The organism is Nitritalea sp. (assembly GCF_054166705.1).
Genome location: NZ_JBSZCV010000010.1, coordinates 28,247 through 49,097 on the forward strand (window position 1 = coordinate 28,247; position 20,851 = coordinate 49,097).

Here is a 20,851-nt window from a genome sequence, read left to right on the forward strand (position 1 = left end):
AATGTATTAACACTAAGAACAAGGTCATGAGTTTAAAGCAAGCCATAGAAAGTGAGATCAAAAAAGCCATGCTGGCAAAGGAAAAGGATCGTTTACGTGCGCTTCGAGCGATTAAATCCCTTATCCTGTTAGAGGAAACGAAGGGGGGCGCTGCGGAGATGAGCGAGGAAGAGGAGCTGAAGTTATTAACGAAGGCAGCCAAGCAGCGTAGTGATTCTGCGGCGATTTATACGGAGCAGGGGCGTGCGGATCTCGCCGAGGTAGAGCAGGCGGAGCTGGCGGTGATTCAGGAATTTTTACCCAAGCAGCTCACGGAGGAGGAATTAACGGAGGCGGTTTCGGCTATTATCCAGCAGGTCGGGGCGAGTGGCCCGAAAGACATGGGTAAGGTGATGGGGGCTGCTTCGAAGGCTTTAGCCGGTAAGGCCGAGGGTAAATTAATCAGCGAAAAGGTGAAGTCACTTTTAGCGGCATTAGCGTAAGGAATTTTATTTTCAGGATGAATTGGGTTACATGGGTCATATTGGCGGCGGTGGTGTTCGGTGCTTGGACGGGTTTCAAGCAGGGGCTACTGGTGGGCATCCTTTCCCTGGTGGGATTTTTTATGGCCATGTACCTGGCATTTCGGCTGATGGACAGGGGGACGGAACTGCTGGCTCGGCATGTGCAGGAGCTAACGTTTTTTCTTCCCTTTGTGTCTTTTATGTTGTTGTTTTTTTTATTGTTATTTTTTGTGCGGCTGCTGAGTTTAGTGGCCCGGCAGGCCATCGATATGCTGCTTTTAGGGCCTTTAGACCGTTTGGCGGGGGCTTTGTTAGGGGTGTTTAAGGCGCTTTTTGTGCTTAGCTTGCTGGCATGGATCTCGGATCGCTTCCAGTTTCCGTATATGGAGGAGGTGCATGAGGTGCCTGCTTATGCCTATATCCGGCCCTTGGCGCCTGTTTTTATCGAGGCGCTGGATGCGTATATTCCTGTCGCCACGGAGTCGATGAATAAGGTGGCGGAACTTGTAGAAACCTTTCCGGATGCTTTTATTGATTGATAATTTCGATTCTTTCTCGTATATGTTGGCGGACTATGTCGGTCGACTGGGATATCCTGTGCGTATCATTCGGAATGATGCAGCGGTGTGTGCGCAGCCATGGGAGGAGATTATCGGTGTGGTGCTTTCTCCAGGTCCAGGGACTCCGGATTCCTCGGGGTATCTGTTGGATTACGTGGGGGAGGCGCTGCGGCGCCAATTGCCCCTGTTGGGGATTTGCCTGGGGCATCAGGCGATCGCACAGTATGCGGGTGCCCGTATAGTGGCGGGGGAGCGTCCCATACATGGAAAAGTCCATAAAGTGTTTGCGAATGTGCAGCATAATGTATTACTTGGGCTACCGATGTCATTTTCTGTGACCCGCTACCACAGTTTAGTGGTTCAGGATTTACCGGAGGAGTTCTTGCCACTATTAGAAACGGAGGAGGGAGTGCTGATGGGCTTTGTGCATTGCAGTCTTCCTATTTTAGGTCTTCAGTATCACCCGGAGGCTTGTATGACTGATTTTGGCATGGAGATTATCCAGAACTGGTCAAAATGGCTGGCTTCTAAATCTATCCCTAAAGTTTCTTTCGGAGGTGGGTTGGCAATAAAATAGCTCTTTTGTTAAGGTTTTTCAGTGTTAAGCATTTATTCGCTGAAAAAAACCTATCGGTTATTGTTGTTTATTAAAAATTATGTAAATTAGAGTGTTCGATTTGCTTTTTAGAGAAGTCTTTTGGTAGGGTTTTTGAAACAAGAAGTATGAACAATCAGTTTTAATCATACACATTAAGTTCAGGCGTATGCAAGTTTCCCAGTTTATACATGCTTCTATCCCTCCCTTAAAATTAGGGGATACCACAGGTTTAGCGCTTTCGTGGATGGAAGAGCTACGCACCGATGTGCTGCCTGTGATCGACAAGGGGAACTTTCTCGGTTTCATCAGCGACACGCTTATTTATGAGGTGAATGATCGGCTGCTGCCGATTAGTGCCTGTGAGATAGAGGATGCTACGGCCTTTGTCTTCGAGGACAAGCACATTTACGAGGTGATGCGTGTGGCTGCCGAGCATGAGCTGAAGATGGTAGCTGTAGTGGATCGACAGGGGGTTTATAAGGGTGTGGTAACGCTTCAGGATGCGGTAAATGCCTTTTCGGAAACCTTTACGGTACAGTCGGAGGGCGCGGTTATCGTGCTTTCCATGCATATGACGGATTACAGTATGCATGAGATTTCTCGCGTGCTGGAGTCGGAAAATGCCAAGATATTAAGTAGTTTTATAGCTGCTGATCCTTTAGACGCCAGTAAGATTAAAGTAACGCTAAAATTAGACAAGAAAGAGCTGCGGCATATCCGTGCTACCCTTGAGCGTTTTGGCTATAAAGTAGTAGATCAGTATACGGAAGAAGCGGAGGCGAGTCAGGATGAGGATCGTATCGGTAACTTGTTCCGGTTTTTGGATCTATAAACGAGATATATGCAGATAGCTTTTCACGGTATGGGACTCAAAAAAGAGTTTCTACCGTTTTTTCATGACCTATGTGAACGGCTGCATGGCTTGGGTCATCAGCTGTTTTTAAGTCGCGAATTGTTTCAGGCCCTACAGAAGGCAGGTAAGAAGCCTGCTTATTTTCAGGTTTTAGAGGGAGCGCTGCAGGAGCAGGAGCTGGATTTCGTTTTCTCCGTGGGAGGGGATGGTACCATGCTAGATACGGTGGCGAAGGTAGGTGCGGCTGAGATACCGATTATCGGAATCAACACAGGGCGTTTAGGGTTTTTAGCTACTGTGGCTAAGGATCAGCTCGACCAGATGGTGCTCGACTTAATGGAAGGGCAATATGCAGTGGAGTCCAGGACGCTTCTTGAGGTATCGAGTGATAGGACCTTGTTTAAAGGGATTCATTTCGGGTTGAATGAGTTTACGATCCATAAGCGCGACACTTCCTCGATGATTACGGTGCATACGTATGTAGATGATTTATATTTAAATAGCTATTGGGCGGATGGCCTTATTGTGGCTACCCCTACGGGGTCTACGGGTTACAGCTTGAGCTGTGGGGGTCCCTTGATCACACCGGGAGCCAAGAATTTTGTGTTGACGCCCGTTTCTCCTCATAATTTGAATGTACGTCCGATCATCGTCAGTGATGAGTCGGTGCTGCGCTTTACGATAGAGGGGCGGAGCAAGAAGTTTTTAGTATCGTTAGATTCTCGCTCGACGGCAGTGGATGCGGGGATTTCCCTTCAGGTGCAGAAGGCGCCCTTTTGTGCGCGTTTGGTTAAATTTTCTACCTATCATTATTTTGATACCCTGCGGGAAAAGCTGAACTGGGGCTATGATATGAGAAACTAGTAGAAAAAGAATTATTTGTGGGGTTTTCCTGTAATTTTGCTGTTCGTGTCGCCAGGGTAGCTTAACAATATTTAACCCGAAAGATAAGAAGGGGCGTTTTAAATGCGTTTAGGTTTAAATAACTTGCAGTGTCTTGAAGAGATTAGGTTTGTTTCTTAAGGGTTTGCTTCTTTTAGGGAGCATCTTTTTTTCGTTTTTCTCGGGCGTGCATGCGCAGAGTTACGAAATAGGCGGTGGATTAGGGGTAGCCTCTTATACGGGGGATATCGCGCGCCGCTTGGACAACAGTCGCCTGGGTCTTCATGGTACGGTCTTTGGCAAGCGAAATTTCGACAATGTGTGGACCCTTCGTCTGGGTCTGGCTTACGGTCGTGTGAGTGGGGCGGATAGTTTAGCGCGGCATGATGCGGCGAATATCGCACGAAATGCTTTTTTTCGTTCGGATATTTTCGAGGGGCATGCGGTGATGGAGTATCACTTCCTGGATTACATGAACCCGCAGGTGCCGGTAAAATTTTCTCCTTATGCCTTATTTGGCCTGGGTGGGTTTTTCCATTCTACTAGGGGGGCGTCTTCTGCTCCTTTTAGAGAAATACTTCGATTAAAAGACAGTGGGTCTGGGCCAGTGCAGGTACGAAGCACTGAACTTATTGATGGGGAGGCCAAAGAAATAGAGAGGCCAAGAGGCGGCTCTTTGATTGTTCCTTTAGGGGTTGGGGTAAAGTATAAGTTGTCCGAACGCTGGATTTTTAGTGTAGAAGCGAGTATTCGGCTTACGTTCACAGATAACTTAGATGGTATTTCTGAAAATTATGATGATCCAAATACCACGGCCCCTGTTCAAAGGATTGGTACAAATCGCTTTTCAGGACCTACTCAACATCAGCTTCCACTCGTTCCCCCTGCATCTCCAGGTACTGCGGATAGTCCAACATTTGGGCCGCCGAGTGAGGTAGAATTTAGACACGATGGCCGCTATCATGCGGATAGGGATTACTACTATTTTTTAAATTTTAACATAAGTTATCTTATCACACGGGTACGCTGTTTCAATTAATTCGTAAATTGGTACGAATTCTAAAAAAGAAATGGCATTTTTGTACCTCGAATTTATAATTACCTGTAAATCAAGTAATGTTAGATCAGATTAATAAGGAGAATGTGCCTCGCCATATCGCAGTGATTATGGACGGGAACGGGCGCTGGGCACAAAAGAAAGGTGCCATGCGCGTCTTTGGGCATAAAAATGCGATTCAGGCTGTGCGTGACGTGATCGAAGCTTCCGATGACGTGGGGGCGGAGTACCTGACGCTGTATACCTTTTCTACAGAGAACTGGTCTAGACCGCAGTACGAAGTGAATGCCATCATGGAGCTGGTGGTACACACGGTTATGAGCGAAATGGATAGTATGATGGCGAATAATGTTCGTCTGGTATCCATCGGCGATCGCAGCAGTCTTCCTGGGCATTGCAAAGGAAAACTGGAGGAGGGTATCGCCAAAACTGCTCATAATACAGGTTTAACGGTAATTTTAGCTTTAAGTTACAGTGGACGCTGGGATATCCAACAGGCCATGAAGGGCATTGCCGAAAAAGTAGCGAACAAGGAAATGGAGGTGGAGGCGATTAGCCAAGAGCTTATCGCGTCACATCTGTGCACGGCGGAGTATCCGGACCCCGAGTTATTAGTCCGGACTAGTGGGGAATACCGAATTAGTAATTTCCTTTTGTGGCAAATGGCCTACACAGAGCTTTACTTCACAGATGTACTGTGGCCTGATTTCAGGAAAGTACATCTCTATGAGGCAGTGTTGGACTTTCAACGTAGAGAGCGCCGGTTTGGAAAGACTGGAGCTCAAGTAAAATCTTAATGAAATGAAAAAAAGTTTACTTGCGATTCTCATCTTATGGTTGGTAGGTGGAGAGCTGAGTGCCCAGATTCGTCTGGGGCAGAGTCGCTTCGCTACGAGCCGCCCAGTGAATATTCTGGAGCTTAATTATGCGAATCCTCAGAAATTCCGGATAGCGGAGATCAGCGCGGTAGGTTTAGCGACCTTAGATGAAAATGCGATCATTTCATTAGCAGGTCTGCGTGTGGATGATCAGATTTCTGTGCCAGGAGACGAGATCTCTGATGCTTTAAAGAAGCTTTGGGGGCAGGGGATCATCGGGGATGTAAAGATTCTCGTGACAAAAATCGAGGGAGATGATATCTCGCTTTTGATCGAGCTTACTGAGCGTCCACGCTTTAGCCGTGTAGAGTTTTCCGGTATCAATAAAACTCAGGAGAGTGAACTTCGCGATAAGGTAAAAATCAGGGGGCGCGTGGTGCGAGAAGATGTGATGAGCACCTCTCAGCGTAATATTCGTCAGTATTTCGTCGATAAAGGCTTCTTAAATACAGAAGTTAAAATGATTCAGGAAAGGGATACTACCCTTCCTAATTCTGTAAAGATTCGCTTCGATGTCGATAAGATGTCGAAAGTTCGTATTAACGAAATCCAAATCGAAGGAAACGAGAACATTTCTGATCGCCGGGTAAAGTCTAAGTTGAAAAACACAAAAGAGCATGCGCGTGTGCATATTTTTCGTGATTTAGCAAGCCGCTTGACGAATACGACGCCAAGTTCTGCCGCTGATGCGATCTGGTACCGTACTCCTGCTGACCGAGAAGATGTTATCGATTATTTTTCGCGTACAGTGAAACCTAATTTTTTCAGTGCATCTAAGTATGTTGTGAAAGATTTCCGTGAGGATAAAAGCTCGTTAGTTAATTTCTACAATTCCAGGGGTTACCGGGATGCGGAAATTTTGAGCGACTCGATTTATGCCTTTTCTTCGAACACGATTAATATGAAGATCAAGTTGGAGGAGGGGAAGAAGTATTATTATCGCGACATCAACTTTGTGGGGAACTATATTCACGAAGATGAGGTATTACGTGCCAAGTTAGCGATTTCTAAGGGTGACGTCTACAATAAGGAGAAATTAGATAAACGATTGAACTATGATCCGCAGCGTGGAGACGATATCTCTTCTCTTTATCAGGATGATGGTTATTTGTTCTTTAACATCGATCCTGTCGAAGTAAAAGTCGAAGGGGATTCTATCGACCTAGAGCTCAGAATCGTGGAGGGGCCTCAGGTGACGGTAAATTCTGTAAGCATCGAAGGAAATGAGCGTACAGCGGATCATGTGGTCATGCGGGAAATCCGGATTCTCCCGGGTCAGAAATTCAATAGGAGTTTACTCGTTCGTACCATCCGGGAGCTGTCTCAGTTGGGCTATTTCGATCCCGAAAATATAGAGCCTGACTTACGTCCGAACCCAGCAGATGCCACAGTAGACATTATCTTCAAGTTGGAAGAGCGCCCGAATGACCAAATCGAGCTCTCTGGTGGCTGGGGAGGTTTCTTTGGGTTCGTCGGTACGGTGGGTCTAGTTTTCAATAACTTTTCTATCCGGAACATAGGGAATTTAGAAAAGTGGAAACCTTTGCCGGTAGGCGATGGCCAAAAGCTTTCTTTACGTGTACAGGCGAATGGTCGGGCTTTCCAGAACTACAGCGTTTCGCTCACGGAGCCTTGGTTCGGTGGGAAAAAGCCGAAAGCGCTCAGCTTTAGTTTTAATCACTCTGTGCAGCGCCAGCTTGACTTCTTTAACAGGCAGGATCCTACGCGGGAAATCGGTTCATTCCAAATTACGGGTGTGACGCTTGGTCTTTCTCAGCGTGTCACGTTCCCGGATGATTACTTTTCTATTAGTACAGCACTTCAGTATCAGGTGTATAACTTTGATCAGTTTGGACGTCAGTTTGGGTTGAGCTTTGCGAGTGGGCGTGCGAACAGCTTAGCGTTAAATACGACGATATCGCGAAACAACATTGACAATCCGATTTATCCTCGTCTAGGGTCGAGCATAAGCTTAGCGACTTCCTTTACGCCGCCCTATACATCCATGAATCCGAACATCGACAGAGAGTCTCCGGACGAGGAGCGCTTCAGATGGTTAGAATATCATAAGTGGATGTTTGATGGTACCTTTTATACTCCGGTGTTCGGTTCCACCAAGTGGGTGCTAAGTGCGCGGACCCATATGGGCTTCCTAGGCTCTTATGGAGACAGAGTAGGCATTATTCCGCTAGAGCGCTTTGTTTTAGGTGGGGATGGTATGAACTTTAATAACTTCGCCTTAGGTCAAGAAATCATCGGTTTACGAGGTTATGAGAATCAGGCGATCACACCGGGTGTGGTAGGTCGATTCGACCCAAATTCCAATGAGCCCTTCGGCGGTGTCGTTTATAACAAGCACGTTATGGAGCTACGATTCTTGGTTTCTCCTAATCCATCGGCTACGATTTTCCTTCTTGGCTTCGCCGAGGCGGGGAATAACTGGGGGAATTATGCGGACTTTAATCCATTTAACCTCAAGCGTTCTGCCGGTGTAGGAGCTCGAATCTTTATGCCTGCCTTTGGCTTGTTAGGGATTGACTGGGGATATGGATTCGATAGCTTAGAGGAATTCGATCCGCGTATGACAGGTAGAAGTGGACCACAGTTTCACTTTACCATCGGGCAGCAGTTCCGTTAATCGTTTGTAAAAGCTTATGTTAAGAATTGCTAAAATAGGCTGTATTCTCCTTCTCTTAGGTGTATATTTGTCGCACCAAGAAAGTTTGGCACAAAAATTCGGATACATAGATTCGGAGTATATTTTAAATATGCATCCGGATTACCAGGTAGTTCAGAAGGAACTAGAGGCGCTTCAAAAGGATTGGAAAGAGCAAGCAAGAGCCTTAGATGCAGAAATAAAAGAGATGCATACGGCACTAAAAGCTGAGGAAGTTTTGTTGACGGAGGAAATGTACAGTGAGCGTTTGAAGACGATAAAAGAGAAGGAGAAGGAATCTTTAGCTTTTAACAATCGGGTTTTCGGCGTGAATGGACTTTACTTTCAGAAACAGGCAGAGTTACTCCAGCCGCTGCAATCCAAGATTTATGATGCGATAGATAAAGTAGCCAAACGAAACCGTCTGGGTATGATTATCGATAAAGCTGCTAGTACGGGATTGATTTATACCGATCCTATACATGATTACTCAGAATTCGTTCTGGAAGAATTAGGAATAGAAAAAAAGTAAATTAAACTACACTACAATGATGAAAATGAAAGTTGTTCTCGCTGCGGCTTTAATGCTTTTCGCAGGTTTCGTGGCACAGGCGCAGTCTGATCTCAAGATCGGTTACACGAACGTAGAACTTATCATGGACTTAATGCCAGAGATGGAGCAGATCGGTGCCGATTTACAAGATTATCAGCAGCAGCTTCAAACGAACATCCAAACGAAGGCGCAAAGCTTCCAGCGAAAAGTTCAGTCGTATCAGCAGGCTGCTCAAACGATGACAGATGATGCGCGTGCTCAGCGCGAGCAAGAATTACAAAAAGAGCAGCAAGAATTACAGAAATTCGAGCAGGATGCGCAAGTATCTTATCAGCGTAAATTACAAGAGCTGTTAGAGCCGGTTCAAAACAAAGTATTTAACGCCATTAATGCTGTAGCTGCCGAGAACAACTACACGCATATTTTCTCTGAGGCTGCAGGAAATAACCCTGTACTGCTGTACACAAGAGATGAAGACAAGTTTACAGAGCTAGTACTCACCAAACTGGGTATTGAAATCCCTGAAGAGTAATTCGGTTTTTAATACTACCAAATAAAAAAGGACTGTTTCGGCAGTCCTTTTTTATGCGTACTTGGTTGGGGTAGGGAGCTACACGAAGTGCCTTATGGCGTAGGTATTGGGCTTCATCATTAGGGATAAGCGAACTATATGGGCGATGAAGAACTTGTTATACTAAGAACAAAAAATGTATGTCGAAGCAAAAACTACAGGCTCTATTCAAGCAACAGGAGGGGCTGATCCTTGTTGATTTTTATGCCGACTGGTGCGGTCCCTGTAGGACCATGACACCCATAATAGAGGAAGTGGTGGCTGAGTCTGGGGGGAAGATACGCCTATATAAGGTAAATATTGATCGTAACCCTGAGGCAGCGCGCACCTTTGGTGTTCGTTCAATTCCGCATTTTATGCTAGTAGGAAAGGGAAAAATTCTTTGGCGTAAGGGAGGCTATCAAACCAAAAGGAATATACAGCAGCAGCTAAAGGGGTTTTTATAAAGAAGACGCGAATAGAAAAGCCACTCCAGAGGCTGTGTATACCGTTTTGGAGTGGCTTTTTATTTGCTTTGCGCCGGAAAGGCGCGAAGAGGAGGCCATCAGGACCTCATGCTGAAACGTCTTTACGACTTATTTCGACCAGGAGGCCTTTCCACCTTTAGCAGAGTCAACTTTTATGCTGTAGCGATTCGTGTTGCCCGAAACGATCCAGCGTACTTTTACCGCATTCATGCCGGGGATGTTTGCCACAAGCATGGTTTGTGGGTCTACGGTCTGTTCTGTTAGTCTGTTGAAATCTTCGTTTTCCACGATAAAGCCAGCTATAACATTAACGCCTTCGATTTTTACGTGATCTGGGCGTTCGATTTTGTACTTTAAATCCTGAGAGGAGTGGGTAGGAATCAGTCGTTCGTTATAGATGGTGGCGGTAATCTCTTTTAACCCTCTTCCAAGGTCCTTTTCTTTTACATCCATCACGCTGAGTTTTGGCGTATGATAGGCGTGTAAGATGGTGAAGGCAGAGTTACGATGCGCATCTTGTTCCATGAGGAACCCAGGGTGAAGTCGACCAAAGTTTTTCTTGAATCCACCGATTTCGATTTCCCCATACTGCGGGTGATTGTAAGTTTCCCAGTTGACGAAAGCATCACCGAAAGTCAAGTACGTATCTACTTTCATCTGTTCATCCTGATTTCCGCGGCCGGCATTTTGGTGGAAGTACAGGTAGGACGTCATCAGTTCATTCGAGTAGGTAAAGATCCCTCTTCCTCCATAGAACCAGTCCAGCTGGCCGCCGAATACAGAGTAAAGGTCTTTATACACGACTAGGTATCGATATCCGGGCATGAATTCTTCCCCTTTTTTGGCGATGGCATCGTAAATGCTGATGTCGCTGCGGTTATAGGTGTCTAGATCCTCTGCTGCTCCTGGGCCGCGTAAGATCATCCCCCCGTAGTTATGGTAACTTTGGGCGGCGGCGATGTTTGGGTGCTTCATGATAAACTCCATAACGGCGCGGTTTTCAGGCACGCTGAAAGGATAGCGAAGTGCGCCCCCCTGGATATAGTCTGGCTGCCAGTTCCAGCCCCAGTCTCTGTTCGGGTCGTAGCCACCGACGCCGTCTTCATTTACGCGGCCGTCACCATCTCTATCGATTCCTTCATAGCCGAGCATTTCGTATTCTCCCTGCTGGTCCTGAGCCACCATGATCAGTTTACGTGGATCCATCTGGTCTTTCACGTAGCGACCTGTAGGGGACTTACGAATCATCATGGTGATGTGTCCGTCTCCATTTAAGTCATCGAAAGGATCTTCTCCAGCCTCGCCATCTCCATCGGTATCGAAGGTCATCATACCTGAGCGGGGCGAGTTTTGGGTATTCGCCTCCTTTATGAAGTAATCATGGGCATCAGGATTTATGGTCGGGGCGATGTAGAAGGTTTTGTCCTTTAGTAGTTCGGTGATAAAATCCAGATCGCCATACATTTCGGTGAGGTACCAGGCCGTGTAGAGGGTAAATTCCGTCCCTTGAATCTCATTCGAGTGGATATTTCCATCTATCCACATGGCGGGCTTATCCTCAGCCTTTCCGGTGCTAAAGTCGGTAACTGTCAGGACCCAGATGTCATTCCCCTCGTAGGACTTACCGATACTGGTGAGCTTCACCAGGTTAGGGTGCTGTTTTACCATGTCCCTCATGATTTCCTCTAAAGCCAAGTTTGTATGGTAGCGATTCCAGGATACCTGTACTTTAGGGTTATGGGGTGTTCCTATGGCGCGGAAGTAACGCTCCTGCGCCTGCCCCGTTTGGAGTGCGCCGATGCTGAGGGCTGCTCCAAGTGCTGTCGTATATAACCAGTTTTTTACTTTCATTTCTTACTACTTACAGGTTTACATTAAATTTTGCGAAGCCCGTGTGTGCAGCTCCTGCTTGTACTTCCACAGAACCGCTGCCCTGAATGACCCAGCTCATGGTTACTTTTTCAAAAGCGCCTAGGCTGTTTATTAATTTAATTTTTTGCCCCGCTACTAAGTCATCCGCTTTTTTGTTGATGTCCACGCGTACTTTGCGCAGCCAGCGCGAACGCTGCCCCATCTCTGTATGGGTAGGAAGTGGAGAGTTATTGTATAGCGTGGCGGTGACCCGTGTCAATCCATTACTTAGCTTTTCGGTTTTCACGTCGTGAAATTCTAGCTTAGGGGCCTTAGCGGCCAAAGACAAAATGAAATCGGTATGTGTCGTGGCGATATCGGCTACTTTTTCGAAGGGCGGATTGTACAGCAAGAAAGGCTTAATGCCTCCAACTTCTACCTTTTTGCCGGGGAAGTCGGGATGCTCTACCGCTGTCCAGGGGACAAAGGCATCGATCCCTTCTTGGTCTGCCCAAGCCAGGAAGTTTACTTCAGGGTGGCTGCTGGCTTTTCCCTCTGCCGGCTTAGTTTCAGGTGCCCACCAGGCAGGTGTGCTCAAGCTTAGACGGCCAAAATGAAAATAGGCCCACTGGAAAAAGTCTCCGTCAGTACCTTGGTTCGTTTGTAAGTAGGCCTTATCTGCTACCTCATTATACATGGAGGAGATCATGCTGTTCAGCGCTACATCCTTTTCTAGCATGCTGGTTACGACGCGTTTTCTGGCATCTGCCGGATTGTATTTGAGTGGAGCGGACAGGTTGTTCGCAGGGCTAAAGCTTACGAAACCGAAAATGTTCCACTGATCGAAAAGATAGTCGAGCAGCGCACGGCTTTCTTCTTGGGAGACAGCGAAATCACCTGCAAGCGGCGTGAAAATAGGGAACTTGTAGGTCAGGCTTCTGTTAAAAGCGATACCTTCCTCGAGGTCTTCACCGAACTCCCCGTCTTTATCTTGGTCTCTACTTTCCGGATAGACCATGTAGCTCCCTTTTTCGCCTTTTTTAGTGTCTGCTAAAACCATGACGCGCGGGTCTTCCGCATGTGGCATAAAAGTCCCCATCGCATTTTCTACGCGCATGAGTGTGATCATCCCATCGCGGTTTAGGTCGACATAGGGATCTTCACTCACGCGGCCGTCGCGATCTTGATCGACTTTAGCCGCATTTCCGCGGCGCTCGTATTTCAAGCTCGCATGGTATTGGGCATAAGCATCTGGCGACATATTCGGGAATACGTAAAAGCTTACATTTTCCAGTACATCGGGACGTTCTTGGCTGATGCGTTCCGCAAATTGGAGCGCGAGCTCCACACTGAGCACATGAAAACCTTCTATGCCGCCTACGATGGCCAGCGCGGGTTTATTGTCTCGGTCGCCCGTACCGATTTGGATCGCCCAGATATCCTTTCCTCCAGCAGTTTTCGTCAGGCTCTTCACCGATGCGACGGGGGAATTACCTATTTGCTTCACCCGCTGGTCGATTTGGGAAAGTGTCGGGTAGTCTCCCTGCGCCATGGTCAGTTCACTGCTACCGAGCAGCAGCCCCATGCCGGCCAGGAGGGAGAGATACTTTTTTTTCATAAACGTTATTTTTTGGTTTTGCTTGTAATCAGTTTATCTACTTATGAGATTTATCGGATTTCCAACAAGCGATATTAGCATTTTTTTCAGCCATACGGAACGCGAAGTCAAGAAGGCTGATGGGCTATCGGATAAGCGGTAAATGCGCGCTTTAAAGGGTGCGGGTGGAGCCCCATTTTTTTAAGCAGCAGAATTGTTTTATCTTCCACTTTCCTATTCCTTCGCCATGTTTAAAAAAATAGCTTTAGCCGTCGCTTTTTCGCCACGAATGGAGGCCCTTATCGCCGAAGCCAAGCGCCTAAAAACCCTTTTTCAGTCTGAGCTGCTCCTCATCCATGTGGGTGAGCATAGCGCTGCTTTAGAGGAAAAATTACAGAATGTGTGTACCCGGTATCAGATAGATCCTGCCCGTACACAAATCGTTTGGGAAAAGGGCAAGCCGGTGAAAAAGATTCTGGAAGTCTGTGAACGACAGGGGGTGGACCTACTGATTACGGGCGCCCTGAAATCAGAAGGGTTCTTTACCTACTATACCGGGTCTGTAGCGCGAAAAATCATTCGTAGGGCTAAATGTGCTGTCCTGACCCTCATCGAGCCGAGCACTGAGCCCCAGCACTTTAGCCGTATCGTCATCAATGGCACCCAGCAGGCGCAAACCCCCGCGGTAATCGCCTCGGGGCTTCAGCTGGCTCGCCTGGAGCCAGACCCCCGGATTTTTATCGTGAATGAAATCAAGATGTATGGCTTTCAGATGGCTACAGCGGCAGAAGGGGGCGAACAGGAAGCCTCCCAAATGCGGAAAAAGCTCGTAGCGGAAGAGATTAAATACGTCCAAGATATTTTAGATGGCATCGACTGCCAGCAGCAGCGCATCACCATTAAGGTCACCTCCGGCAAGTGGGCCGTGGAGCTGGCGAAGTTTGCGACAGAGTCACAAGCTAACCTCCTCGTATTAGGCGATGAAGGTAATTTAGGCTTTATTGACCGTCTTTTCCCGCATGACCTCGAAGACATGCTCTCGAATCTGCCGTGTAATCTTTTGATTTTAAAGCCTTAGCCTATGGAGAGTTTATCACATGCAGCGGTCATCAACCTGTTTCTGCAGCTAGCAGTTATGCTCCTGCTGGCGCGGGTGTTAGCAGAGGTGGCCCAAAAGTTCAGACAACCGGCAGTTGTCGGAGAATTATTGGCGGGTATTCTGCTCGGCCCTACTATTTTGGGAACCTTAAGTCCAGATGGTTTTGATTTCTTTTTTGCATCGAATGCAGATGCGAATATCGCGCTAGACGGTTTTGTACAGATCGCTGTCGTGCTGCTCCTGTTTATCGCAGGACTGGAAGTAGAGCTTCACCTGGTCTGGTCACAGGGTAAATCCGCACTCAGCATCTCGCTGCTGGGCTTGATCGTCCCTTTCGCTCTGGGTTTTGTGTTTCCGTATTATTTTGCGGATTTCTTCGGTATGGGAGAGGGCGACCGCTTACTCTTTTCGCTCTTTATGGGGACGGCCATGTCGATTACTGCACTGCCAGTAGTGGTGCGGATATTGATGGATCTGGACCTGTTTAAAACGAAAATGGGCATGCTTATCGTCGCCTCCGCTATGGTGAATGATATCATCGGCTGGCTGATTTTCTCCGTGATCCTTTCCTTTATGGGGAAGGCAGGCTCGCTTTCGCTGGCGCAAACGATCGGTATCACGCTGTTCTTTACCTTCTTTATGCTTACGCTAGGGAAAATGATTATCAATAGGGTGCTGCCATGGGTAAACAAAAAGCTTGCATGGCCGGGTGGGGTGCTCTCCCTTTCGATGGCCTTCTGTTTTTTGGCAGCGGCCTTTACGGAATGGTTAGGCATTCACTCTATTTTCGGTGCTTTTCTTTTGGGTGTGGCGCTAGGTGATAGTGAGCACATGTCGGAGCGTGCGAAAGAAATCGTCCATCAGTTTATTAATAACATCTTTGCTCCCCTGTTTTTCGTTTCTATCGGGTTGAAAATAAACTTTATAGCCAACTTCGACTTGCTGCTTACCTTGGCTGTTTTAGCGATTTCTTTTGCAGGAAAAATCGTAGGGAGTGGTTATGGAGCTTATAAGGGGGGATTCCAGGTGAAGGAAGCTTTGGCAGTAGGTTTTGGGATGAATGCCCGGGGGGCCATGGAAATTATCCTCGGCTTGATCGCTTTGGAAAATGGTCTGATTGGCGAGCAGCTGTTTGTGGCTCTAGTCATCATGGCTATCGTGACCAGTATGAGTAGCGGTCCACTTATGCGCTGGGCCCTTAAAAAGCCCTCTGAAGTATCCGTCTAATTTAAAAAAAGTCAAAAATTAACTGTTTTCTGTTAAAAGTGGTCGTGTTTTTGTACTTTTATCGATAAAACAAATCCAAACCTAAAGATTCATTATGCAACGTTCATTTGTAAGAAAATTCATCGGTTTAAGTTTTATATGTGCACTTCTGGTCAGTTTTGGGGCATTTGCGCAGCAAATGATGCCACAAAATCAGGGAGCTCCTGCGGATATTTCGGACAAAGATCTGGAGGCCTTTGTGGACTTAAACAAGAAAATTATGCCGAAGCAGGAGGCCATGCAGCAGAAAATGGTCGCTAAAATCGAGGAAGAGGGCATGGAAATCATGCGTTTTCAGCAGATCGCCCAAGCTCAGGAGCAGGGAAAGCTCTCGGAAGTAGCTAAAGACGAGGAAGAGATGGCCACCTTCAATAAGGTAGGACAGATGGTGATGAAAATGCAGGAAGAACTGCAGGGAGAGGTCATGGAAATGATCGAGAAAAGTGATCTCGGGCAGCAGAAGTTCCAAATGATCTTTATGGCCTACCAGCAAGATCCTGAGGTGCGCGATAAAGTAGAAAAAATGATGGCTGAAGACGAAGGATAATCGACTCGCTTTACTTTGCCCGAGAGGGCAAAATAAAAGGCCTTTCCTCCACCTCGTGTGCGGGGAAAGGCTTTTTCGGTTTTAAATCGATTTTGTCTATGCCTGATCGAAAGAAAAATCGTATATGTGGAACATTACGTGTAATTTTGGCTTTTATAAGCTGAGAAGTTTTTAAAAAAGTATGCAGAAGAACAAAGCAAAAACGGGTGTCCTGCTGGTTAATTTAGGCACGCCGGACAGTACTGCCACGGGGGATGTGCGGAAGTATTTACGTCAGTTTTTAATGGATGGACGTGTAATCGACTTTCCGTATATCCCGCGATGGATGCTGGTCAACTTGATTATCGCGCCGTTTCGAGCCCCCAAGTCAGCGAAGGAATACCGTAAGCTGTGGACAGAACGGGGCAGCCCGCTACTTTTTCATACGCAAGATCTTCGAGAAAAGCTGGTGGAAAAATTAGATATGCGCCAGTATGAAGTTGAAATCGCCATGCGCTACCAGTCTCCAAGTATAGAGGAGGGCTTAAAAAAGCTGAACAAGGCGAATGTAAAGAAAATCATCGTGATCTCTCTGTTTCCACAGTACGCTTCGGCGACGAATGGGTCGGTGGTGGATAGGGTGATGGAAATCGCGCGCACGTGGCAAATTATCCCCAACATTACTTTTGTGAATAATTTCGTGGACCATCCGCTCTTTCTGGAGGCTTGGGCTGAGCTGGGACGAGAAATGATGGAGCAGGAGCAGTACGACCGGTATCTATTCTCCTATCATGGACTGCCAGAACGTCAGATTCGCAAGGGGTCTGTGGATGGCTACTGTCAGCTGAGTGATAAGTGCTGTGCGAATTATACGAAGAAAAATCAGTTTTGCTATCGTGGGCAGTGCTTTCATACCACGCGCTTAATAGCTGATAAACTGGGGCTTCCGGAGGAAAAGGTGCTTACCTGTTTCCAGTCGCGTCTGGGGAAAGATCCGTGGATCAAGCCGTATACGGAAGATATTATCGAAGAGCTGGCAAAGGAGGGCATTAAGAAAGTGCTTGTTTTCTCGCCTGCATTCGTGGCGGACTGTTTAGAGACAACCGTGGAAGTAGGGGAGGAGTACAAGGAGGAGTTCGAAGAGCTGGGAGGCGAGCGCTGGGATCTGGTTCCCAGTTTAAATTCACGTGACACTTGGGTGGAATGCGTGAAGGATTTAGTAGAAAAAAACACCTAGATGACACGTTCTCATTCGTTTACAGGATCCTCATGGTTTTTTATCGTGGGGATTCTTTTTATTTCGTTTAACCTACGTCCAGCGATTACGGGCATAGGTCCTTTGGTGCCGTATATAAAGGAGGACTTAGGGCTTTCGAATACGATGGCAGGCTTTTTAACCACGCTACCTCTGCTCACCTTTGCTACTTTTTCGCTCGTGAGTGCGCGCATCGGACGGCGGCTAGGCTTGGCTCCTGCGATCGGCTGGGCGCTGGTTATAATCTTTGTCGGCACCCTCCTTCGGTACTTGCCTGATCCGTTTTGGCTCTTTTTGGGGACGGGGCTTACGGGCGTAGGAATCGTGATTTGTAATGTGCTGCTCATTCCTCTGATTAAAAAAAGGGAGCCAAATCGCATTGGGCTTTTGACCTCGCTTTATACCACGGGGATGGCGCTTTTTGCGGCGGTAGCCTCTGGGTTGGCGGCTCCCTTGGCAGAGTTTAAGGGTTTAGGGTGGAGAGGTTCGCTGGTTGCTTGGGCACTGCTGGTGCTTATCGGAATTTTACTCTGGTGGCCACAGATGCAGCGTAAGGAGGGCCAGCAGCCCCGTGGAGAAGCACTGCCTGCAGGGGTGAGCGTATGGAAGTCACCTTTGGCCTGGCAGGTCAGTATGGTGCTTGGGGTGCAGTCTTTACTCTTCTTTACACTGGTCAGCTGGTTCCCTGACATGCTGGTGGCCAGGGGCTACAGCACCGCCAAAGCAGGGTTACTGCTTTCTGTGATGCAACTTATCGGCTTGGCGGGTTCTTTTTTGGCGCCTATTTTTGCGGTCAAGTTTCGCCAGCAGCAGGGAGCGGTTAGCCTGGTAAGTGCGGGCTACCTGATCGGGTTTAGCCTACTGTTTATTGAAAATACAGCCGTACTGTATGCCTGTATGGTCATTCTAGGAACGAGTATGGGGTCCAGTATCTCGCTGGCTTACACGATGATCGGCTTACGAACGGAGGACGAGCAGACCACAGGAGCGCTCTCAGGTATGGCCCAGTCGGCAGGCTACTATTTGGCGGCATTGGGGCCTGTTTGCTTTGGTTTGGTCTTTGATGCCTTCGGCAATTGGGACCATTTACTTTATCTGATGCTGGCCTGCACCGTGTTGTTCTGGCTCTTTGGCCTTCAGGCCGGAAAAGCCACCACGGTAGAGGCAAAAGCCCGGGCGCAAGCTGAAAAAGTTTCCTGATTTCTGTACCTTTGCAGCGCCAAACTACTCGATTACTATGCAAGAATTTCTCGCCGAACTCGGCGTTTCTCCTACGCTCTTTAGCTACGTCATCATGCCTGTGCTGATTTTTTTAGCGCGTGTGTCGGACGTTTCTATTAATACCCTGCGGATCATGTTTGTCCTAAATGGGAAAAAGAATGTGGCTCCCGTCTTGGGCTTTTTTGAGGCTATGATCTGGCTTTTGGCCATCGGCCAAATTTTTCAAAACATCGATAATCCCATGTCTTACATCGCTTATGCAGGAGGCTTTGCAATGGGGAATTATGTGGGGATGACCATAGAGGAACGACTGGCGCTCGGGCGTGTGCTTGTACGGGTGATTTCGCCCTCGCCACTGACGCCGCTGCTCGATTATATGAAAGACGAAAACTACCGCTTTACAGTCGTGGGCGCAGAGGGGCGCTACGGCAAAGTGAACTTGGTTTTTACTGTCATGAAGCGGGATAGTTTGGAGCGTTTTGTCGAGAAGCTGAAGGCAGTGGATGAGAAAGCCTTTTACACCATCGAAAGCGTAAAGCGCGTGAGTGAGGATGAGCTGAATGTGATGGAAGATAAACCGCGTTTCAGTGCCAAGTTGCGGAGTCTCATTCGGAAATAAGTTGTGTGAAAGCCAACGATCGTATTGTAGGCGATGTCTACGGAAGGGATGCAAACAGAAACTCAATCTATTTTATTCTTCTAAAGCGAGGTTATATAGCTCCATGTACTGTCGAATGGACTGCGCCAGGCTTTGTTCATTCAGGTTGGTATCGATAATTTTCCCGTCTGGGCCCAGAAGCATGGTGGTTGGATAACTTGAAATAGTAAATTTTTCAATGATTTCGTTTTTTTTGTCAGCAAGAATTTGTGGCCAGGCTATTTGATGTTTATCAAGTACCTTCCCGAAGCCCTTTCGTGATTCGCTGGCTATACCTAAGAAGATGATGTTTTCACTTTCTAATTCCTTAAAGGCTTGCGCTATGGAGGGGATTTTAGCCATGCATGAACCACACCAGGTACCCCAAAAGTTGAGAAACACATATTTCCCCCGTAAGTCTTTTAAGGATATTTGGTTTTTACTAGTAAATTCAACTCCCTCAAAATAAGGAGCATAGTGACTTGCGTCTTTTGACCAAAACGAATAAGGTAACCCCACTCTTTCTAAGAGTATGTGTTGCTGGTGTAGATCGACCCCTTTGTATCGATAGATTCGTTTTCCAATGCGTAACAGGTCTTCTTCTTTTTTTATAGCTCCAACAGGCCCATTTTCATTCGTTATAGTTATCTCGGACTTCCTCAGATTGGGGTCCAATGAAAATTCAAAATTTATGCTTAAGTCATGACCGAACAAGTGTGCTGTGCCATGGTGTGCTCCTGTATAAAAGACGCTATCTGCATTCGTATGTGTCTTTATGAAGGCACTTGAATCAGGCTCAATCGTGTAGGGTATTTTTAGGATACTTTGCCCAGACAGTTGAATAGAAAAATAAATAAGGCATAGCGACGTAAGCAATAGGGCTTTTTTCAGTTTGGCTAGGAAATAGATGCTACAACCGGTTAAAAGCCATGAAAAGGATGAAAATATAATATATCTCATAGGTCATTTTTAAATTTTGAGAAAACTATAATCGGATTGGCTACTCCATCTAAAGATTCCACATAGTCGTACACATCATTTCCCAGCATGTCTATGATGTTTTGTTTATCAGGTTCCTCCGAGGATAAATATTCATTAATTTGCAAAATGATGTCTCCAGATATATAGCTAATGAATTTATCTTCATAAATTCCTGTATTATTATTGTTTACTAGTATTCGTTCAGAAATTAATTCATCAGTCAAAGTCAGTCTTTTGGTTTTTTTTAGATATAGTCCCCATATTATATCTGTTCCGCGGCGAAATTCAAATTGGATGGCATCATTCGTTTCATGGTAAGACACCAAACCTTTAACAGTTTTATCTTTCAATGATCTGTTGAACCAACTTTTATAGTCTTTTATATTTTCTAATAGCGCGGATTTTTTTTTCGCTGCCATATCGGTAAAGTCAAATAGCACTTTAGGTACCATTTGATCGCTTGCATCGATTGTGTATAGTGTATCATTTAGTAGATGTGTAAAGCCAATGCTATACCTACCTCCTGAAAAAGGATTTTCATGGTCTATATAAAGGTCTTTTCCTTTTTTTTGAATGGGCAAATACTGATTCGTTATTTCGCCATTTTTAGTAAAGCTATAGAAGCTTGAGCAATATTGTTTTGAAAAACATTGGTTACCTGCATAGCCGATAAGGCGGTTAGAATCTAGTAGGCTAACCTTGTCTAACATAATGTTTTTCAATTCAGTCGCTGCGCCTGTAAAAGAACCGTCTCCGGTATTGTACCAGATAATCTTATCGCCATCCAAAACTCCTATTTCATTGGTACTTGGGTATAGGACGATATCTCTCAATTCGCGA

General features: G+C 46.6%; 21 protein-coding genes. 17 read left to right on the forward strand and 4 right to left on the reverse strand.

What is annotated here, in order from left to right; genetic code table 11:
• The first annotated feature begins 26 nt into the window (after positions 1-26).
• The 11 genes from ACXIT9_RS08675 (at position 27) to trxA (ending at position 9,557) form a co-directional block, all read left to right on the forward strand.
• Positions 27-482, forward strand: coding sequence for a GatB/YqeY domain-containing protein (locus tag ACXIT9_RS08675; protein ID WP_458055840.1), 456 nt, complete (start codon positions 27-29; stop codon positions 480-482).
• Between the two features lie 17 nt (positions 483-499).
• Complete coding sequence (locus ACXIT9_RS08680; protein ID WP_458055841.1) at positions 500-1,042, forward strand: CvpA family protein; 543 nt, start codon at positions 500-502, stop codon at positions 1,040-1,042.
• Positions 1,026-1,640, forward strand: a complete 615-nt coding sequence (locus ACXIT9_RS08685; protein ID WP_458055842.1) for an anthranilate synthase component II — start codon at positions 1,026-1,028, stop codon at positions 1,638-1,640. The genes ACXIT9_RS08680 and ACXIT9_RS08685 overlap by 17 nt, the downstream gene beginning before the upstream one ends.
• Before the next feature lie 187 nt (positions 1,641-1,827).
• Positions 1,828-2,493, forward strand: coding sequence for a CBS domain-containing protein (locus ACXIT9_RS08690; protein ID WP_458055843.1), 666 nt, complete (start codon positions 1,828-1,830; stop codon positions 2,491-2,493).
• A 9-nt stretch (positions 2,494-2,502) separates the two neighbouring features.
• Positions 2,503-3,378, forward strand: a complete 876-nt coding sequence (locus ACXIT9_RS08695) for an NAD kinase (RefSeq protein WP_458055844.1) — start codon at positions 2,503-2,505, stop codon at positions 3,376-3,378.
• Positions 3,379-3,511: 133 nt separating this feature from the next.
• Complete coding sequence (gene porG / locus ACXIT9_RS08700) at positions 3,512-4,435, forward strand: type IX secretion system protein PorG (protein ID WP_458055845.1); 924 nt, start codon at positions 3,512-3,514, stop codon at positions 4,433-4,435.
• A gap of 77 nt (positions 4,436-4,512) precedes the next feature.
• Positions 4,513-5,250, forward strand: a complete 738-nt coding sequence (locus tag ACXIT9_RS08705; RefSeq protein WP_458055846.1) for an isoprenyl transferase — start codon at positions 4,513-4,515, stop codon at positions 5,248-5,250.
• Positions 5,251-5,254: 4 nt separating this feature from the next.
• Complete coding sequence (locus ACXIT9_RS08710; RefSeq protein WP_458055847.1) at positions 5,255-7,969, forward strand: BamA/OMP85 family outer membrane protein; 2,715 nt, start codon at positions 5,255-5,257, stop codon at positions 7,967-7,969.
• A gap of 16 nt (positions 7,970-7,985) precedes the next feature.
• A complete protein-coding gene (locus ACXIT9_RS08715) occupies positions 7,986-8,519 on the forward strand; it encodes an OmpH family outer membrane protein (RefSeq protein WP_458055848.1) in 534 nt (177 codons plus the stop codon).
• A gap of 16 nt (positions 8,520-8,535) precedes the next feature.
• Positions 8,536-9,072, forward strand: a complete 537-nt coding sequence (locus ACXIT9_RS08720) for an OmpH family outer membrane protein (RefSeq protein ID WP_458055849.1) — start codon at positions 8,536-8,538, stop codon at positions 9,070-9,072.
• Positions 9,073-9,251: 179 nt separating this feature from the next.
• Positions 9,252-9,557: a thioredoxin gene (trxA, locus tag ACXIT9_RS08725; RefSeq protein WP_458055850.1), complete on the forward strand. Its 306-nt coding sequence runs from the start codon at positions 9,252-9,254 to the stop codon at positions 9,555-9,557.
• 129 nt (positions 9,558-9,686) lie between these two features.
• Here trxA and ACXIT9_RS08730 read toward each other — a convergent pair whose 3' ends face one another.
• On the reverse strand, positions 9,687-11,429 hold the full coding sequence (locus ACXIT9_RS08730) for a M14 family metallopeptidase (RefSeq protein WP_458055851.1): 1,743 nt from the start codon (positions 11,427-11,429) through the stop codon (positions 9,687-9,689).
• A gap of 10 nt (positions 11,430-11,439) precedes the next feature.
• Positions 11,440-13,047 carry a M14 family metallopeptidase gene (locus ACXIT9_RS08735; protein ID WP_458055852.1) on the reverse strand — a complete coding sequence of 536 codons (1,608 nt, stop codon included), beginning with the start codon at positions 13,045-13,047 and terminating at the stop codon, positions 11,440-11,442.
• A gap of 226 nt (positions 13,048-13,273) precedes the next feature.
• Here ACXIT9_RS08735 and ACXIT9_RS08740 point away from each other — a divergent pair, with 226 nt between their 5' ends.
• The 6 genes from ACXIT9_RS08740 (at position 13,274) to ACXIT9_RS08765 (ending at position 19,012) form a co-directional block, all read left to right on the forward strand.
• Positions 13,274-14,104, forward strand: coding sequence for a universal stress protein (locus ACXIT9_RS08740; protein WP_458055853.1), 831 nt, complete (start codon positions 13,274-13,276; stop codon positions 14,102-14,104).
• Positions 14,105-14,107: 3 nt separating this feature from the next.
• The gene (locus ACXIT9_RS08745) at positions 14,108-15,352 is read left to right on the forward strand and encodes a cation:proton antiporter (RefSeq protein WP_458055854.1); all 1,245 of its coding nucleotides are present in this window, start codon (positions 14,108-14,110) and stop codon (positions 15,350-15,352) included.
• A gap of 94 nt (positions 15,353-15,446) precedes the next feature.
• Complete coding sequence (locus ACXIT9_RS08750; RefSeq protein WP_458055855.1) at positions 15,447-15,938, forward strand: DUF4168 domain-containing protein; 492 nt, start codon at positions 15,447-15,449, stop codon at positions 15,936-15,938.
• A gap of 181 nt (positions 15,939-16,119) precedes the next feature.
• A complete protein-coding gene (gene hemH / locus ACXIT9_RS08755; protein WP_458055856.1) occupies positions 16,120-17,154 on the forward strand; it encodes a ferrochelatase in 1,035 nt (344 codons plus the stop codon).
• The gene (locus tag ACXIT9_RS08760) at positions 17,155-18,372 is read left to right on the forward strand and encodes a CynX/NimT family MFS transporter (protein WP_458055857.1); all 1,218 of its coding nucleotides are present in this window, start codon (positions 17,155-17,157) and stop codon (positions 18,370-18,372) included. It abuts the gene before it with no gap.
• A gap of 37 nt (positions 18,373-18,409) precedes the next feature.
• Entirely contained in the window at positions 18,410-19,012 is a 603-nt protein-coding gene (locus tag ACXIT9_RS08765) for a DUF2179 domain-containing protein (protein WP_458055858.1), read from the forward strand.
• Positions 19,013-19,084: 72 nt separating this feature from the next.
• Here ACXIT9_RS08765 and ACXIT9_RS08770 read toward each other — a convergent pair whose 3' ends face one another.
• Together ACXIT9_RS08770 and ACXIT9_RS08775 are read right to left on the reverse strand one after the other, a co-directional pair.
• Positions 19,085-19,990: a peroxiredoxin family protein gene (locus tag ACXIT9_RS08770; RefSeq protein ID WP_458055859.1), complete on the reverse strand. Its 906-nt coding sequence runs from the start codon at positions 19,988-19,990 to the stop codon at positions 19,085-19,087.
• A partial coding sequence (locus tag ACXIT9_RS08775; RefSeq protein ID WP_458055860.1) for a 6-bladed beta-propeller occupies positions 19,987-20,851 on the reverse strand: 865 nt, incomplete at its 5' end. The genes ACXIT9_RS08770 and ACXIT9_RS08775, both read right to left, overlap by 4 nt.